Consider the following 16,869-nt stretch of genomic DNA (forward strand, 5'->3'; position numbering starts at 1 on the left):
TGCCCCGGAAACGGCGAGACCGAGAGCGTGATCAGGGTGGCGGCTGCGGCCGTCGTGGGGTCAGCGGGCGGCGAAGTCCTGCGTCCAGTAGAGCTGTCCCTGCGCGTCCTTGGCCGCGCCCACCCCGATGAGGGTGTACGAGCAGTTCATGATGTTCTGCCGGTGGCCGTCGCTGTTCATCCAGGTCCGGACCACCTCAGCGGCCGACCGCTGGCCCATGGCGATGTTCTCGGCCCAGGCCGAGCCGGTGAAGCCGGCTGCGCGCATGCGGTCGACCATGTCGCGGCCGTCCTGAGAGTCGTGGTCGAAGTAGTCTTTCTTCGCCATGTCGGCCGAGTGCCCGAACGCGGCCTTGCGCAGCCGCGCGTCGTGCTTGAGCGGGTCGCAGCCACCCTTGGCCCGCTCGGCGTTGGTCAGCCGGACGACCTCGTTCTCCAGCGCCGTGCCGACGGACGTGACGGACGCCTTCCTCTCAGGAGTCGACGGCGTCTCCGTCTTCCGCGTCGTGGGGGCGGGCGTGACGCACGTCAGCCGTACGGCGTTGGACCTGGCTGTGCCGCCCCGGTAGTCGGTGGCGACCGCGTAGTACGTACCCGGTTTGCAGGGCAGTCGCAGAGCGATGCGGCTCTTCCTGGTGGCGCCGCTCTTGACGACCGGATCGGCGCCGGGGACGGCGCGCTTGACCTGGATGCGCAGCAGCGCGGGGTGCACACAGCCACGGCGGGCGGCCGAGGTCCGGATCCTGAGCGCGGAGATGTCCGGCCTGACCACGCTCACCCGGCACTCGTCCGATTCAGGGGCCGGCCGTCGAACCGGCGCTCCGGTCTGTGCGGGCGTCGAGGCCGACGCGGTCACCTCGGGCACCGCTCCGGCCGCTCCGCCCGGCGGCTGATCGGCGGACGGGGTGCAGGCGGCGAGGCTGGCGACGGCGGCGAGTACTCCCAGGGGTCTACGCATGGGTTCCTTCAGTGGCGGGGGAGACTGGTGGTCCCGCATTCTGCCGCCCCATTACTGGACTTGTCACGCAAAACTGGACATTTCACCCTGTGATTAATGTCAACCAAGCGCCCCGAGAGGCGTCCATGACGCTTTCGGCGTCCTGTGTACGAGGTGCCCTATGACCCCTGCTACCACCTGGCCTGTGACACGTACGACAACGTCAACACGACCCTCCTCGACCAGCTCGCGGACGGCGCCGCCTACGCGACCGAGACGTTCGCCAAGAGCGTGCCGACGATGAGGACCGGCAACGCGGCAACCCCTGCCACCAAGAAGGCCACCAGAACCGGCGAGGGCCACACCCCCGCCAGCTGATGCCAGGCCAGCCCGGGGTCTCCCCCCGGGCTGGACGATCCCACCGCGATCGACCGTGCCCCGGAAACGGCGAGACCGAGAGCTTCCCCAGGAGCAACGCGACGGGACCCCCTTCCCGGAGTCTCCGGCCCGGTCTACGCGCGTGTCCCGTTCGGAAGCTCGGTTATGCGTCTCTGCTCGGCGCGCAATGCGGTGCCCTCAGGACCGGGGACATGGTCCAGGGTCGTGGATGACCGGGGTCAGTGAATTTCGACTGCCACCAGGTCGCCGGTCAGCCGTCCCCGCGCGGCGGCGTCTGCGCGGACGATGGTCTCCTCCATGCTCTGCCGCGCCGCGATCAGTTTGAGCTTTGTTGAAGTCTCAGGCGGCCTGGACCCTCTTTTGTAGAGTCAACTCTAGTTATCGTACGGCCCGTTTGAGGGAGGGCTATGCGAGTCGAGTTCCGGCTGTTGGGCGAAGTTTGCGCGCGGGTGGACGGCAAGCCGGTCGATGTCGGGCCGACGCGGCAGCGGTATGTGCTGACAGCGCTGCTGGTGGAGGCGAATCACCCGGTCTCCATGGATCGACTCGCCGAGCGGGTCTGGGGCGAGGACCGGCCGCCGCAGGCCGCGGGTACGTTGCGCAGCTATCTGTCGCGGTTGCGGGCCGCGGTGCCGGTGGTCGAGGAGTGGGGCATCCGGCGTCGTTCCGGCGGCTATCTGCTTGAGGTCGACGAGGCGGCCGTGGATCTGCATCTGTTCCACCGGCTACTGGCGCAGGCGCGGGGCGGCCGGGACGGCGTGGAGCCGGTAGGACTGTACGAGCGGGCGCTGGCGTTGTGGCGCGGCGAGGCGTTCGCTGACCTGGACACCCCCTGGTTGACGGCGCTGCGGCACACGCTGCAGGCCGAGCGGTTCGCCGCGCAGCTCGACTGTCAGGACCTCCGGCTCCGGCGGGGCGAGGACGCCACGTTGCTCGCCGACCTCGCGGCGCTGGCGGCGGTGCATCCGCTGGACGAACGGCTGGCCGGTCAGCTCATGATCGCGCTGTATCGTAGCGGTCGCCAAGCCGACGCTTTGGCGTGCTACACGCGGATCCGGCGCGGGTTGGCCGAGGCCCTGGGGACCGACCCCGGCGCTACCCTCCAGCGGCTCCATCAGCAGATTCTGAGCGCCGATCCCGCGCTCGCCCCGGTCCGAGTGCCCGCGACGGCCGACGTAGGCGCGGCATCGCGCACGCCATCGATGGCGCGCGACGTCGCCTCGGTGCCGCGCACACCGCCGACGCCGGTGGACGTGGCCCTGGTGCCGCGGACATTGCCGGCGGCGCCGCCGCTTTTCGTCGGCCGCGCCCGGGAGTTGGCCGAGCTCGATGACGCGCTGAACGTTCAGCTGACAACGGGCACGGTGCGAATCGTCGCGGTCGGCGGCTGCGGGGGCATCGGCAAGACCTGGCTCGCGCTGCATTGGGCGCACCGGAACGCGGACGCGTTCGCCGACGGGCAGTTGTACGTGAACCTGCGTGGCTTCGACCCCTGCGACGCGCCGATGTCGGCGGTGGTGGCGGTGCGAACCTTGCTGGGCGCCCTGGGCGTCGATCCGGCGGCGATCCCGCCGACGCTGGACGCGCAGGTCGCGCTGTACCGCAGTCTGGTGTCGGGCAGGCGCATGCTGATCGTTTTGGACAATGCCCGCGACACGACGCAGGTGGCGCCCCTGTTGCCGGGGAACCCGCCCTGCTTCGTGCTGGTGACCAGCCGCCACGAGTTGGCCGGCCTGATGGCCGGTCACGGTGCCTGCCCGATCACGTTGCCTCCTCTCGGTCAGGTCGAGGCGCGACGGCTGTTCACCCGGCATGTGGGCAGCCGGCGGGCCGCGGCCGAGCCTGCGGCGGTGGCCGGCCTGCTGGAGCTGTGCGCGGGGCTGCCGCTCGCGCTGAGCATCATCGCGGCCCGGGCGAAGATTCGCCCGGACTTCCCGCTGCGGGCCCTGGCCGAGAACCTGGGCAGGGACTCGGCCCGGCTGGACGCACTGGACGCGGGAGAGCCGGCCGCCGACCTCAAGGCGGTATTTTCCTGGTCGTATCGCACCTTGTCCGCGCCGGCGGCCAGACTGTTTCGATTATTGGGCATACACCCCGGACCAGACGCCGATGAGGAGGCGGCGGCCAGCATGGCCGCCCTGGACCGTGCTCAGGCGCGACGGCTGTTGACCGAGCTGACGCGGGCGCACCTGCTCATCGAGCACCGGCCGCGACGCTACACCTTCCATGACCTGCTGCGCGCCTACGCCGCGGAGCAGGCCCTCGCGCGCGATACGCAGGCCGTCCGGCGTGCCGGGTCGCATCGCGTACTGGATCATTATGTGCAGACCGCGCACGCCGCCATGCTGCTGCTGTATCCGCACCGCCATCCGATCACCTTGTCCGCGCCCCGTGAGGGAGTGCGTCCGACGGTCCTGACGGATCCGCAGCAGGCGATGGCCTGGTTCACCGCCGAGCACGCGGTGCTGATCGCGGCCGTGCGCCAGGCCGCCGACCTGGGATTCGGCACCCTCACCTGGCAGCTGGCCTGGGCCTTGGTCACCTATTTCGACCATCAAGGACACTGGCCGGAACTTCTCTCCACCCAGCAGACCGCGCTGGCCGCCGCGCAGCGGCTCGGGGATCGGCTCGGCCAGGCCCACGCCCACGAAGGGCTCGTACGCGTCTACACCCGGCTGGGCCGCCATGACAAGGTCCGCGCCCACGTCGAGCAGACGCTCACCCTGTTCGGCGCGCTTGGTGATCGGGTCGGCCTGGCCAACGCCCACCGCGGCGTCGCCTCGCTCCTGGAGACCCACCAGGGTTATCAAGAGGCGCTCGGCCATGCCGAACAGGCCCGCGAACTCTACCAGCAAGCCGGCCATCGAGCCGGACTCGCGCACGCGCTCAACGCGATCGGCTGGTACCACACCCTGCTGGGCCACCACGATCAGGCCCTGATCCACTGCCAGCGAGCCCTCGACCTGCACCGCGAACTCGGCCATCAGCATGGTCAGGCCACCACCTGGGACAGCCTCGGACACGCGCACCTGCACCTCGGCCATCACGCCCAAGCCGCCGCCTGTTACGAGCAGGCCCTGAACCTGTTCCGCGAGGTCGCCGACCGCTACAACGAGGCCGCCACCCTCGTACGCCTCGGCGACGCCCACCACGCCGCCGGCCACGACCAGCCGGCCGGCCACGCCTGGCGGTGCGCGCTGGAGATCTTCGACCAGCTCGGCCACGCCGACGCCGACCGGATCCGCCCCAAGATCCACGATCACCTGGATCGGTAGCGCCGACGGCGCAGTGAACGAGTCCAGCACCTGCGACGAACCCACGACGATCTCACAACGCCGGCCAGGCATGTCGGGCCCGTGCGAGCTCAGCCTCGTGCCCGCGGTAGTGGATCTCGTCACTCCTGTGCCGGTACTGGCAGCGGGCGGGATCGCCGTTGGACGCGGGGTGGCGGCGACTCTCGTGCTGGGCGCAGGACCGTTCGAGCGGAGCGGGCGCAGCCCTACGACGGCGTCGCCTTCGCGCGGGTCGCCCCACACCTGGCGGGTGCGGGGCGACTCCCTGCTCCTCCCGCTTTTACGGGTTGGATCTTGGTTGCTCAGTTCATCAGCTGGCTGGGACGCGGCCATTCCGTCCCGATGGCGAAGTCGCCACCGTCGGCAGGAATCGTCCGCCGTCGGACGTCGTCACGAACACGTCGCCCGCGCTTCCCCGGGTGAAGGAGACCACGTCGGCCTTGCCGTCGCCGTTGAAGTCGCCCACGCCCGGCACCTGGTCGCCACTGGCGAAGCCGTCATGCCACTTCCAGGCGTTCTGGACGAACCTCCCACCGTCGGACAGCGACACGTACACGTCGGCGGCGCTCCCGCCGGTGACCGTCACGATGTCGTCGCGCCCGTCGCCGTCGAAATCGCCCACGGCGGGGGTCTCGTTCCCGACGGCGAAGTTCTGGTGCCAGAGCCAGCCGTCCTGCCGGAACACGCTCCCGCTGGACAGCGCCACGTACACATCGGCTCTGTCACCCCGCGTGAACGTGGCGATGTCGTCGCGGCCGTCGCCGTCGAAGTCGCCGGTCAGCGGGATCTCGGTGCCGAGCCCGAAGTGGTCGTGCCACTTGCGGGAGCCGGCGAACCCGGACCCCGTGGACAGCGCCACCCACACGTCACCGGAGTCGCCCCTGGTGAACGTGGCGATGTCGTCGCGGCCGTCGCCGTCGAAGTCGCCGGTCAGCGGGATCTCGGTGCCGGCGCACAACGCGGTCAGCGTGCTCATCAGCAGCACCAGCGCCTTGAAATGCTGTGCCATCAGAGGGTGATCTCGCCGGGGAGGCCGAAGAAGTCGTGCCATTTGGTGCCGGTGCTGAATGAGGTGGTGTTGGAGATTCCGACGTAGACGTCGTTGGTCTTTCCGAGGGTGAAGGTGACGATGTCGTCTTTTCCGTCGCCGTTGTAGTCGCCGGTGTAGGGGAATTCGCCGGGCAGGACGAAGTGGTCGTTCCATTTGGTTCCGGGGCCGAAGCCGGTGCCGGTGGACAGGGCTACGTAGGCGTCGTCGGCGGTGGCGTTGTGGGTGAAGGTGGCGATGTCGTCTTTTCCGTCGCCGTTGAAGTCGCCGACCGCCGGGATCTCGCCGGTGGGGGCGAACCAGTCATGCCATTTCGCCGACGTGCCGAATTTGGTGCCGTCCGACAGGGCGACGTAGACGTCGGCCGCCGCGCCGTGGGTGAAGGTGACGATGTCGTCTTTCCCGTCACCGTTGAAATCACCGGTCAGTGGCGTCTCACCACCGATGGAGAAGTAGTCGTGCCACTTCACCGACGTGCCGGCGAAACCGCTGCCGGTGGACAGGGCCACGTAGACATCGCCGCTCGCGTTGTGGGTGAAGGTGACGATGTCCTCCTTACCGTCACCATTGAAATCGGCGGGCGAACCACCAAGCATCAACGAGCCACCACCACCACCGCCGCAGTTGCCGCTCGTGTGACGGCGCGTCTGGCCGTCGTAGTTCATCGCCACGCCATCGACGATGACCGGCTGGTTCACGCCGTCGGCCTCCTGCTCGTAATGCAGGTGCGGGCCGGTGGAATTGCCGGTCGTACCGACCTTGCCGAGTTCCTGGCCCGCGTTGACCCACGCCCCCCTGGACACCGTGATCCGGTCCAGGTGGGCGACCAGGCTCGTCCAGCCGCCGCCGTGATCGACACGGACGTAGTTGCCGTACCCCGGATCTCCGGTCACGGTGTCGATCACCGTACCCGGCGCCGACGCCAGGGCCGGGGTGCCCAGGTCGCCGCTGCCCGCGATGTTGAAGTCGATCGCGTTGGCGACCTCGCCGGAGTGGTGGTAGTAGTCCCGCACCTGGCCGCACGGCCACGGCGCGCGGAAATCGGGGCGGGGGCCGGCGGCTAAGGCCGGTTGAGCGACGACGACGCTCGTCGCGATCGCCGCCACGGCCGTGAGCAGCGTCACGAACCCTTTTCTCATCTGATCTCCTCTTGTTGGAAAGTATTTTCACCGGAGGTCGCAAAAGGCCCAGTTGATGGAGTGGAGCATGCTGCGTCACACCTGCACGTGAAATAGTGAGAACCACCGCGTCGTCATGTGGGCATTCGCGCGGGCTTCGTTCTTCGCCATTCTTTTTCCGGCCGCTCCCCGATTCACGTGGAGGTAGACGGCGTCAGAGCCGCCGTAGCACGATGCCGAGAACTCGGTCCGCGGCGATGTAACCGAGGTGCCGCGAGTCGGTCGAGTGGACCGCGTTGTCGCCCATCACCACGAGTTGGCTGGGCGGCACGCGCTCCTCGCGCACCTCTCTCAATGCGGGTACCTGTTCGCGGGGTACTGGATCACCGGGCACCGCGATGACTCGCTTGAGGATCCATCCACCTGGGCGTCCGGTCGTCGCCGACTGCCGGCCGGCGAACACCACGCATTGTCCAGCGCGTATCGCGGTGTTCCGGCGCAGCAGCAGGCGATCCCCGGGCCGGTAGGTGGGGCTCATGCTCTCGCCCCGCACAGTGATCACCGCGTACCGTCGGCGTAACCAGAGAGCCCCGGTCGCGAGCAGCAGACAGAGCAGCACAGGGAGGGCCGTAGTGATCATGGGCCCGCGGTCCTGGTGCATCCGGAGGCAGACGATGGCTCATTTGCGTCGGCGTAGCCGGCGGCTTGGAGGGTGAACAGGTGGGTGTAGGCGCCGTCCACCGCCATGAGTTCGCTGTGAGTGCCCTGTTCGATGATTACCCCGTCGGCGAGTACGGCGATGTGATCCGCGTCCCGGATGGTGCCGAGCCGGTGGGAGATCAGCAGACTCGTGCGGCCCGCCCGGAGCTTCCGGAGCCGGGTGTGCACCTCATGCTCAGCCTCGGCGTCCAGGCCGGCGCTCGGTTCATCCAGGATGACCAGGTCACGGTCTCTTCTCAGGAAGGCTCTGGCCAGTGCCACCCGCTGCCACTGGCCGCCAGAGAGCGCCACTCCGGCCTGTGGTTCGTCTGATTCGGATTGGCTGCGGAAGGCTCTGGTCAGCAGGGTGTCGTAGCCGCGGGGCAGCGCGGCGAGGGTGTCGTGCACCCCTGCCTCCCGGGCGGCCAGTTCGATCCGATCGTGGTCGTCGAGCGCGGGCAGATCGCCGACCGCGATGTTGTCGCTCGCGCTGAACTCGTAGGCCATGAAGTCCTGGAACACCGCCCCCAGCCGGGCCCGCAGCTCGTCGACCGGCACGTCGCGGATGTCCACGCCGTCCCACCGGATCTCACCGCGGGTCGGGTCATAGAAGCGGCACAGCAGCTTCACGATCGTGCTCTTGCCTCCGCCGTTGCGTCCCACCACCGCGACCGTCGCCCCGTGGGGCAGGAACAGGTTTACGCCGCGCAGGACCCATGGGTGCTCGTCGGCGTAGCGGAACCACACGTCGCGCAGCTCGATACCGCGGCGCAGTGCTGGAAGCTCGCGGAGTCGCGCCGGGACCCGCAAGTCAGGCCCGGCGGTCACCACCGCGTGGTAGTGCCGGAACAGCAGCATCTGCTGACGCAGACCGGCGGTCGCGCCGACCAGTCCGGCCGCTGCCGCCTGCACCCCGCCGGTGGCCGCGACGAACATCGAGACGTCACCGACGGACAGGGTGCCCCGCCCAGCGGACATGATCACCCAGACCAGGCCGCCGCCCGCGACGAGGCCGGCGAGCGCGATCAATCCACCTTGCCGCAGCAGCTCGCTGCGGTCCATCCGACGGCGGGCGGCATTCCCTCGCCGCACCTCGTCGAGCATCCGCTCGCGCAGAAAAGCACCGAGCCCCAGCAGCCGGATCTCCTTGGCGGCCTGCACGGTGCCGAGCAGCCCCGCGTAGAACAGTTCACGGCGCTGAACCGGGCTGATATTCCACATCATCGCGGTACGTTGCCGGGCCAGCCGCAGCTCGACGACGAATGCGGGAACGGTCGCGGTCAGCACCACCACGGTGAACCACGGGCTGATGACGGCCAGCGAACCGAGGAAACCCAGCAGCGTCAGCACACTCCGGACGACAAGGAACGTCGAGTCGACCAGCTGACCCGAACTCGTCACGCTCATGTCGGCCATCCGCAGCCGGTCCAGGAACGTCGGGTCCTCGAACCGCCCGATGCCGTCGAACCGTTCGACGGCGGCGTACAAGCTGTCCTTGGCGCGCAGCCCGACGCGGCGGTCCAGCTCCGCGCGCAGGAACTGGCCGAGCTGGGGGCTGAGCGCGCCGACCATCCCCCACACCGCGATACCACTCGCCAGCCCAACGAGTACGCCGAGCGGACCGCGCGACACCAGCTGGTCCAGCGCCGACCTCGTCAGCCAGGCCACGGTGACCGAAGAGAGCGCGACCGCCACGCTCACCGCCAGGTACGCCACGATGTGCAGGGGGGCCGACCGCCAGATCAGCGTGGCCATCCGAGACACGGTGGTCACACCAGTGCCGGCAGCCGGGAGAAGTCTGGCGCCGTCGCGACCACCACGCCGTCGGTGACCACGCAAGCCGCGGGAAACGCGCTCACCCCGAACGCTTCGCATACCGGCCCGCCGGCCGGGTCGCGCACCACCCTGGCCACGTTCGTCAACGCCGCGACGAGATCAGCGCCGTCGGAAGCGGTCGTATCGATCACGACCAGCACCCGCTCCCGGTCGCGTTCGCCGGCCCATACCGCCAGGCTCGGCAGTTGGGCGCGGCAGGTCGTGCACTCCGAGGAGAGGAACACCACTGCCGTGGTGCCGGTAAGCAGGTCGGTCGACACCGGGTCACCGTCCACGGTGGAGGCGGTGAACTCGCCGACCGCCGCGCCGACGACGGGAATATCGGTCGCGGCGCCGCCGCCGTATCGCATGAGGTTGGTCAGTGTCTCGGTGTGGTCTCGCAGCCGCCGGATCACACCGAAAGTCAGCAGCAGGTTCAGCAGACACAGCGCGCCGACCAGGGTCACCGCTGCAGCCAATACAACCATCGGTTCCGCCTTGTTGAGGAAGGGGGTACGAACAAGCCGATCACGTCGTCGAAGCGGATCACCAGCAGGGCGAGAACACCGGCAGCCGCGCCTGCGACGACCAGGCCGGCCGCGTCGGCGGGATGGGAGTTCCCGCCGACGAGTGCGAGCACCGCCACGGCCGCGAGCAGACTGTTGCGGACCAGGTGCCGAATGCCGAGCGGCGCCCGCGAAACCCCGAAGCAGCGGCACGCGGTACGCTCGCCCCGACGCAACGCGGCCGCGATACCGGCACCGAACCCGGCCAGCAGGATCATCGCCAAGCCGAGCCCGCCCGGTCGCCATCCGGGAACGGAGAGCAGCACCGGAACCGCCGCCTCAAGGACGACCACGACAGCACTGACCGTCATGCTCAATGCGCGCCACCGCGACGGGAGCAGGTTGCGCGTGGTGGCGACGAACTCTGTGAACGCCACCCGGCCGCGCAACTTGCTCACCGCGGAGATCGCGAAGACCACCCCGAGCAACCAGTGGCCGGCGAAGCTCAGATATGTCATGGCACCGCGATGACGCCTAGCGAGAGCACCACAGCGTCATTAACACTTGTCGATGTAGCGGGTGTAGCACGCGGTGCACCCTGTGCCGTGCAGCGGGTCGACCTGCCGTGTGCCGCGATAGGCCACCCAGTTCGCTCCGAACACGCAGCAGTTTTCCCAGACACAGACGACCGCGTCAGCGGTCTTGTGCGGGACGATGCGCGCGAGCATCCGGTCGCTGAGGTGTCCGATCCCACTTCTGACTTTTGTCATCATGGTGTTACTGCCTCTCTTTCACGTTGATCACAGAAATCGTTGAGAGCTCGTCGGTGTAGATGTTCGGACGGGAGTTGTCGTGGCGATATCGCGCCGACAATTCGATAGTCTCCGGAGGTCGTTGCGAACTCGTTGTTGGATCGTTGCGCACCTGGTCAGGCCAGGTTCGCAGGCGACGTTCGGTGACCACTCGCGGCGACAGAACCTCGGCATGTTGCTTCCAAGAAATGGAAGTGAGTTTCTTTCCCGTGGCGGGGGCGCATAAATGGGCCGCCGTCTGGCCACATAATAGGATGCAGGAAAGCGTCCATATTCCAGGCGATCCGCCCGAACGGCTACACGTTGTCCGTGTCCCAGGGCAAAGGGCTGACTCCGGAGCCGGCCATGGTCTCGGCGGACATGGAGGGCGTCGAGATGTGGCATGCCGAGCGGGTGGGAAACGGGGAGCGGGTCACGACGGTCGGCGAGACGGAACCGTATCCCGAGGTGGCCCGCGCCGCAGCCGAACTTTGTCCGCACGGGCCGTCGCACGGAGGCCCAAGCCGAACGATGATGAGCAGACCTTCTGACTTGATCTTCTGTTGCTCATCACTGGGGTCTGAGTTGACGAAGGCCGCCTGAACGACCTACCGCGATACACGATCCGTACGCACGAGCGACCACCGAGCAACCAGGGGTCAGAGGCAGTGGAAACCGAGAAACCCCAGGTCGAACGCGGCATTAGAAAGTAGGGCGGGTGGGACTTGAACCCACGACCCACGGATTATGAGTCCGATGCTCTGACCGGCTGAGCTACCGCCCCTTGCAAACATGCATCCTTCCACACCTGAGCCACCATGCCAGCATAGATCGTCCTCGTTCACTCAGCGCGTACGCCAACGGCACTGATCGGCCGGTAGCGTCGGTGGCATGGCGGTCAGGCTGATCTACGAGACGCATTCCCTCACGGTCGACAACGAGACGGGCATCGCCACCGGCTGGTTGCCGGGGGAGTTGTCCCAGGCCGGGCGGGAGTTGGCCGTGGAGTTGGGGGTGCGGCGGCGGGACGTGGATGTGGTGTACGCCTCTGATCTGCGGCGGGCGGTGCAGACGGCGGAGGTGGCGTTCGGCGACGAACAGACAATTCGGCTGGACTCCAGGTTGCGGGAGTGCGACTACGGGATCTACAACGGGCGGCCGGTCAGTGAGGTGGCGAGGTTGCGGCGGCGGTTCGTCGAGGTGCCGTGGCCAGGGGGGCAGAGCTATCGGCAGGTGGTGGCCGAGACGGCCGCGTTCCTTGAGGAGGTGATGGAGAAGTGGCAGGGGTGTTCGGTGCTGGTCATCTCGCACTCGGCCAATCGGTGGGCGCTGCAGAACCTGCTCCAGGGGGCGGAGTTGGCGGAGCTGGTCGATGCTCCGTTCGCGTGGCAGCCGGGGTGGGAGTACACCCTGGCCTAGCCGCTCGGGACCGGGAAGCGGGAGAGGGGAGCGGTTGGATGCGCTCCCCGGCCCTGTCCGTGCGCTAGGGAGTGGTGCCGAATCCGGTGTTCCGCACCAGCCAGTCCTGGTAGACGGGGCTTCGCCGTACCACCTCGGCGTGTGTCTGTTTGGCCTGTTCCATGACCCAGGTGGCGTCGGGGGCGGCGGGGTGGTGGCCGAGGAGTTGCCGCCAGCGCAGCGGCGCGCCGGCGAGCGGGATCATGGCCAGGCCGGGGGCGGCCTGGTGGGTGGCCTGGCAGAGCACCACGGCCCGGCCGACCCGCGCGAGGTGCGTGCAGGTCGCCACGTCGGTTTCGTAGATCGTTCCAGGGGTGAAGCCGGCGCGGGCGCAGGCCGTGGCGAAGCAGTCGGCGAAGCAGCCGTCGCCGGGGGTGACGGCCCAGCTTTCCGGGGCGAGTTCGGACAGTTCCAGCTCCTTCTCGCCGGCCAGCGGGTGGGTGTCGGCGACCAGGGTGAAGACCGGGTCGTAGCTGATCGTCTCCCAGCGCAGCGAGCCCATGGGCGTGCCGCCGTCGCCGCAGGCGCCGGTCAGCACGTAGTCGAGCCGGCCGAGCTCGGCCATGGAGGTGAGCTCGCCGGCCGACCATGAGGTGTACGTGCTCACCGTCCGTTCCGCGGCGAGCCGGTCGACGAGGCCGCCGAGTATCGGCCCGTTGGTGGCGCCGATGCGGAAGCCGGGGGAGGGGGCGTGAGCGAACCGTACGGCCTCATCCTGCAGTTCCTTGGCCGCCGGGAGGAGCACCCGGGCCCGGGCGAGCACCAGCTCGCCGAGCCGGGTGGGCCGGGCGCCGTGCCTGTCGCGCTCGAACAGGGTGCCGCCGAGCACCCTCTCGATGCGTTTGAGCTGTGCGGTGAGGGCCGGTTGCGCCAGCCCGAGCAGGGACGCGGCCTTGCTCACACTTCCCGCGTCCGCGACCGCGCGAACGATCCTGAGGTGCCTGAGCTCAAGGTCCATAACGGGAAGGTAAGGCGGTCATCTCCTTCCGACAATGCCCTTATGTCATGAAATGTGACAGATATTGTCGGGTGTCTTCTGGGGTAGGGGGTAGGCCATGACGACGATGGGAATCGATCCAGCGCAACTCGAGGACGACGACCTGCTGCGTGAGCTGCGGCAACTGCACGCGACACGTACCGACGCCCTGCTGCACGGCTCGGCCGCCGCGTTCGCCCGCCACACCTCGCGGACCAACGAACTGGAGACCGAGTATCTGCGCCGCTACCCGGAACGCGACGTCGACCCGGGCAGGCTCAGAGACGGGGCGAGGCGGCGCTGATGGCCGGAGAACACGACGTGCAGGCACTGTCCGACGTCGACATCCACGTGTACGAGGCGCTCGCCTCGCAGGCGGTCGAGTCCGGCGGCGCGGAGCTTCCGGCGCTCGTCCGCGCGACCGGCCTGGAGGAGGACGAGGTACGCCGGAGCCTGGCGATGCTGGTCGAGCAGGGGTACGTGGTGCCGAAAGGAGGGGGGTTCGGCCTGGGCGCCCATACGTTCGGGCTCGATTACTGAAAGTTTCACGACCGGGACAGGGGCGGCGGGCCATCGGGCCGGCCGCCCCCGGGCGTCAGACGCGCTTGACGCGGGCCCAGATCACGAAGGCGCCGCCGAAGACCGCCATGGCCAGCCCGGTCCACAGGTTGACCGCCGCCCCCACCACCCCGGCGACGATGAGGATCACCCCGTAGATCAGGAACAGCCCGCCGATCACCATTCTGATGTCACTCACAGGATCACTCCGTACAGCGCGGCGGCTATGACGATCGCGCCCGTCCCGAGGATCACGGGCGAGCGGTACCACTTCTTGTCACCGGCCAGGGCGTCGTCCGACAGGTCGGCCGCGCTGAGGCCGTACACCAGCCCGCGTAGTTCCTCCTCGGGCTTGGCCGTGGTCACCAGGGTGACCAGCACCGAGACGATCACGTCGACGACGAAGGCCACGCCCGCGCCCCAGAAGCTGGCGTTCAGCTCGGTGCCGAAGTCCAGGATCCCGGCCTTGTACGAGATGTACGAGGCGAACCCGGACCCGATCCCCGCGAGCAGGCCCCAGAAGCCGGCCCACGGCGTCATCCGTTTCCAGAACAGCCCGACGATGAAGGTCGCGAACAGCGGCGCGTTGAAGAACGAGAACAGCGCCTGCAGGTAGTTCATGATGTTGGAGTAGCCGGCCGCGATGAACGCGGTGCCGACGCCCAGCGCGACGCCCGCGACGGTGGCGATCCTGCCGACCCGCAGGTAGTAGTCGTCCGGGCGGTCCTTGGCCAGGTGCGCCTGCCAGATGTCGTTGGTGAACACCGTGTTGAACCCGCTGATGTTGGCCGCCATCCCGGCCATGAACGAGGCCAGCAGCCCGGTCACCGCCACCCCGAGCACCCCGTTGGGCAGCAGGCTCCCCATGAGCAGCGGGATCGCGTTGTTGTAGGCCTGGCCCTTACCTAAGTCCTTGAACAGGACAAGAGCGATCAACCCTGGCAACACGGTCACCAGCGGGATGAACAGCTTCGGGTAGGCCGCGATGATCGGGGTGAGCCGGGCGGCGTTGGTGTTCCTTGCGGATAAGGCCCGCTGCACCTCGGCGAAGTTCGTGGTCCAGTAGCCGAAGGACAGGATGAAGCCCAGGCCGAACACGATGCCGAGCCAGTGGGCCTCCATCGGGTTCTTGCCCGCGGTGTCGGCCCAGGTGTGCAGCCCGGCCTCGCCGAGCGCGCTCTGCCGTACCTTGTCGAACAGCCCGGAGACGCCGCCCACCTGGTTCAGCCCGAGGATGGTCAGCGGGATCAGCCCGGCCAGGATGACGAAGAACTGCAGGACCTCGTTGTAGATCGCCGACGACAGCCCGCCGAGCGTGATGTACGACAGCACGATCACCGCCGCCACCACCACCGACACCGGCAGCGGCCAGCCCAGCAGGGCCTCCATGACCAGCGCGAGCGCGTAGAGGTTGACCCCGGCGATGAGGATCTGGGCCACGGCGAAGGAGATCGCGTTCAGCAGCTGGGTGGCGCCGTTGAAGCGGCGCCCCAGGAACTCGGGGACGCTGCGTACCTTCGAGCGGTAGTAGAACGGCATCATCACGATGCCGAGGAACACCATCGCCGGCACGGCGCCGATCCAGTAGTAGTGCACGGTCATGGCGCCGTACTGGGCGCCGTTGGCGGCCATTCCCAGGATCTCGATCGCACCCAGGTTGGCCGAGACGAAGGCCAGACCGGTGATCCACGGCGGGAGTCCACGGCCGGCCAGGAAGAAGTCGAGGCTCGAACTGATCCGTCGCTTCGCGGCGAACCCGATGCCGAGCACGGTCGCGAAGTAGATCGCGATGAGCGCGTAGTCGAGGAGGTTCACATCAAGGCGCACGGCGTTCGTTACTACCCCGATAGATCGGATTATGCCGGAGATTGCGGCCCCGGTTTCCCGGCGTACTGTCGAAGCGTGGATGTCGCAGACCTGACCCCGGCGCAGGCGCGGGAGCGCTTCCGCGCGGGCGAGCGGGTGCCGACCGCGGGCTGGTGCGCCGGGTGGACGCAGGCCAACCTGATCGCCGTGCCCAGGGAGCTGGGGTACGAGCTGCTGCTGTTCGCGCACCGGAACGCGCAGGCGTGCCCGGTGCTGGACGTGGGGGAGCCGGGGGCGTGGTCCACCGCGCTGTTCCCCGGCGATCTGCGTACCGATCTGCCCGGGTACCGCCTCTATCGCGACGGTCAGGCCGTCGCCGACCTCGACGACGTGGTCGCCGAGTGGCGTGACGATCTCGTGGCTTTCCTCATCGGCTGCAGCTTCACCTTCGAGCAGGCGCTGCTGCGGGCCGGGGTGCCGATCAGGCACCTGGACATGGGGACGAACGTGCCGATGTACCGGACGAACGTGGCGTGCCAGCCGTCCGGCACGCTGTCCGGCCCGCTCGTCGTGTCGATGCGGCCGGTCCCGTCGGCGCTGGTGGACGTCGCGATCGAGGTCACCCGCCGCTATCCGCAGGTGCACGGGGGGCCCGTGCACGTGGGCGACCCGGCCGCGATCGGGATCGCCGACCTCGGCCGTCCCGACTTCGGCGATCCTGTGGAGGTGCGGCCCGGCGAGGTGCCGCTGTTCTGGGCGTGCGGCGTGACGCCGCAGGCGGTGATCATGGCCAGCGGCGTCGACTTCGCCATCGGCCATCTGCCGGGTCACATGGCGATCATCGACGCGCGTGACGACGATTATCGAGTGCCTTAAGTGGATATCGGCCGAGTTTGCGGCGGCAGGCCCGCCGCCGTGAGCTGCGCGCCGACCGGCGGCGCGCCACGCCGGTTGTCGATCTCCAGGTACGGTACGGCCGGCGGCTCGGACACCCGGATCGCCGCCAGGTAGGCGTCGAACGCCGCCAGCTTGCCCGCGTCCTTCTCGAACCCCCTGGCCACCAGGCGCTCGCGCAGGGTCGGCCCGTCGGAGCGGACCCAGATCAGCCTGATCGGGGGACCACCCAGCTCATCGGCCCACCTGTCCCACAGCTCCGCCGAGTGCACCTGCGTGGTGAACGGGCCGTCGAGCAGCACCGGGCAGCCGTGCTCGCGGATCTGCCTGGCCGTCCTGGTGAGGCCCGCGTACTCGTGCACCTTGATGTGCTCGTCGTACCACGGGCCCTCGCGCTCGCCGTGGTGGCGGCCGTACCCCTGGAGGATCTCGGCGGCGAAGCCGCCGTACACGGTGTCCTTGTCGAGCAGGGCGGGGGGTGGGTCGAGGCGGGCGAGCAGTTCCGCCGCGACGGTGGACTTGCCGGCGCCGGGCGGCCCGCTGATGACCCATAGCGTGCTCATGTGATCAGT

General features: G+C 68.6%; 18 protein-coding genes, 1 tRNA gene and 1 pseudogene. 7 read left to right on the forward strand and 13 right to left on the reverse strand.

Annotation, left to right across the window (positions count from 1 at the left end):
- Positions 1-60: 60 nt before the first annotated feature.
- Positions 61-957: a CAP domain-containing protein gene (locus tag AB0B91_RS11145; protein WP_358318131.1), complete on the reverse strand. Its 897-nt coding sequence runs from the start codon at positions 955-957 to the stop codon at positions 61-63.
- 153 nt (positions 958-1,110) lie between these two features.
- On the opposite strand from AB0B91_RS11145, the gene AB0B91_RS11150 reads away from it, so the two are divergent.
- From AB0B91_RS11150 to AB0B91_RS11160, 3 genes and pseudogenes are all read left to right on the forward strand, one after another.
- Entirely contained in the window at positions 1,111-1,314 is a 204-nt protein-coding gene (locus AB0B91_RS11150) for a hypothetical protein (RefSeq protein ID WP_358318132.1), read from the forward strand.
- Between the two features lie 428 nt (positions 1,315-1,742).
- On the forward strand, positions 1,743-4,610 hold the full coding sequence (locus AB0B91_RS11155) for a BTAD domain-containing putative transcriptional regulator (RefSeq protein ID WP_358318133.1): 2,868 nt from the start codon (positions 1,743-1,745) through the stop codon (positions 4,608-4,610).
- Positions 4,611-4,680: 70 nt separating this feature from the next.
- Positions 4,681-4,755: pseudogene (locus AB0B91_RS11160) on the forward strand (hypothetical protein); the annotation flags it as partial.
- Between the two features lie 183 nt (positions 4,756-4,938).
- Here the strand turns inward: AB0B91_RS11160 and AB0B91_RS11165 are convergent.
- The 8 genes from AB0B91_RS11165 to AB0B91_RS11200 form a co-directional block, all read right to left on the reverse strand.
- Complete coding sequence (locus tag AB0B91_RS11165) at positions 4,939-5,637, reverse strand: FG-GAP-like repeat-containing protein (RefSeq protein WP_358318134.1); 699 nt, start codon at positions 5,635-5,637, stop codon at positions 4,939-4,941.
- Entirely contained in the window at positions 5,637-6,815 is a 1,179-nt protein-coding gene (locus AB0B91_RS11170) for a peptidoglycan DD-metalloendopeptidase family protein (protein WP_358318135.1), read from the reverse strand. Before AB0B91_RS11170 ends, AB0B91_RS11165 begins: the two co-directional genes overlap by 1 nt.
- Before the next feature lie 193 nt (positions 6,816-7,008).
- Complete coding sequence (locus AB0B91_RS11175; RefSeq protein ID WP_358318136.1) at positions 7,009-7,434, reverse strand: S26 family signal peptidase; 426 nt, start codon at positions 7,432-7,434, stop codon at positions 7,009-7,011.
- Complete coding sequence (locus AB0B91_RS11180) at positions 7,431-9,248, reverse strand: ABC transporter ATP-binding protein (protein ID WP_358318137.1); 1,818 nt, start codon at positions 9,246-9,248, stop codon at positions 7,431-7,433. The genes AB0B91_RS11175 and AB0B91_RS11180 overlap by 4 nt, the downstream gene beginning before the upstream one ends.
- Before the next feature lie 14 nt (positions 9,249-9,262).
- Entirely contained in the window at positions 9,263-9,775 is a 513-nt protein-coding gene (locus tag AB0B91_RS11185) for a hypothetical protein (RefSeq protein ID WP_358318138.1), read from the reverse strand.
- Positions 9,772-10,332, reverse strand: a complete 561-nt coding sequence (locus AB0B91_RS11190; RefSeq protein WP_358318139.1) for a MauE/DoxX family redox-associated membrane protein — start codon at positions 10,330-10,332, stop codon at positions 9,772-9,774. Before AB0B91_RS11190 ends, AB0B91_RS11185 begins: the two co-directional genes overlap by 4 nt.
- A gap of 39 nt (positions 10,333-10,371) precedes the next feature.
- Positions 10,372-10,587 carry a hypothetical protein gene (locus tag AB0B91_RS11195; RefSeq protein WP_358318140.1) on the reverse strand — a complete coding sequence of 72 codons (216 nt, stop codon included), beginning with the start codon at positions 10,585-10,587 and terminating at the stop codon, positions 10,372-10,374.
- 728 nt (positions 10,588-11,315) lie between these two features.
- Positions 11,316-11,389, reverse strand: a tRNA-Ile gene (locus tag AB0B91_RS11200).
- 107 nt (positions 11,390-11,496) lie between these two features.
- On the opposite strand from AB0B91_RS11200, the gene AB0B91_RS11205 reads away from it, so the two are divergent.
- Positions 11,497-12,024 (forward strand): histidine phosphatase family protein, encoded by a 528-nt coding sequence (locus tag AB0B91_RS11205; protein ID WP_358318141.1) that lies wholly within the window; start codon positions 11,497-11,499, stop codon positions 12,022-12,024.
- 64 nt (positions 12,025-12,088) lie between these two features.
- On the opposite strand, the gene AB0B91_RS11210 is transcribed toward AB0B91_RS11205, so the two are convergent.
- Positions 12,089-13,021, reverse strand: a complete 933-nt coding sequence (locus AB0B91_RS11210) for a LysR family transcriptional regulator (protein ID WP_358318142.1) — start codon at positions 13,019-13,021, stop codon at positions 12,089-12,091.
- Positions 13,022-13,118: 97 nt separating this feature from the next.
- On the opposite strand from AB0B91_RS11210, the gene AB0B91_RS11215 reads away from it, so the two are divergent.
- Positions 13,119-13,343, forward strand: coding sequence for a DUF6158 family protein (locus AB0B91_RS11215; RefSeq protein ID WP_219533279.1), 225 nt, complete (start codon positions 13,119-13,121; stop codon positions 13,341-13,343).
- Positions 13,343-13,579 carry a hypothetical protein gene (locus tag AB0B91_RS11220; protein WP_358318143.1) on the forward strand — a complete coding sequence of 79 codons (237 nt, stop codon included), beginning with the start codon at positions 13,343-13,345 and terminating at the stop codon, positions 13,577-13,579. The genes AB0B91_RS11215 and AB0B91_RS11220 overlap by 1 nt, the downstream gene beginning before the upstream one ends.
- Before the next feature lie 55 nt (positions 13,580-13,634).
- On the opposite strand, the gene AB0B91_RS11225 is transcribed toward AB0B91_RS11220, so the two are convergent.
- Positions 13,635-13,796 carry a hypothetical protein gene (locus tag AB0B91_RS11225; RefSeq protein ID WP_358318144.1) on the reverse strand — a complete coding sequence of 54 codons (162 nt, stop codon included), beginning with the start codon at positions 13,794-13,796 and terminating at the stop codon, positions 13,635-13,637.
- Positions 13,793-15,424 carry a sodium:solute symporter family protein gene (locus tag AB0B91_RS11230; protein ID WP_358318145.1) on the reverse strand — a complete coding sequence of 544 codons (1,632 nt, stop codon included), beginning with the start codon at positions 15,422-15,424 and terminating at the stop codon, positions 13,793-13,795. Before AB0B91_RS11230 ends, AB0B91_RS11225 begins: the two co-directional genes overlap by 4 nt.
- A 75-nt stretch (positions 15,425-15,499) precedes the next feature.
- On the opposite strand from AB0B91_RS11230, the gene AB0B91_RS11235 reads away from it, so the two are divergent.
- Positions 15,500-16,279 (forward strand): putative hydro-lyase, encoded by a 780-nt coding sequence (locus AB0B91_RS11235; protein ID WP_358318146.1) that lies wholly within the window; start codon positions 15,500-15,502, stop codon positions 16,277-16,279.
- Here the strand turns inward: AB0B91_RS11235 and AB0B91_RS11240 are convergent.
- Positions 16,276-16,860, reverse strand: a complete 585-nt coding sequence (locus tag AB0B91_RS11240; RefSeq protein WP_358318147.1) for an AAA family ATPase — start codon at positions 16,858-16,860, stop codon at positions 16,276-16,278. The genes AB0B91_RS11235 and AB0B91_RS11240 overlap by 4 nt on opposite strands.
- Positions 16,861-16,869: the final 9 nt, after the last annotated feature.

The organism is Nonomuraea sp. NPDC049141, assembly GCF_040648415.1.
In the GTDB taxonomy this organism is placed as follows: domain Bacteria; phylum Actinomycetota; class Actinomycetes; order Streptosporangiales; family Streptosporangiaceae; genus Nonomuraea.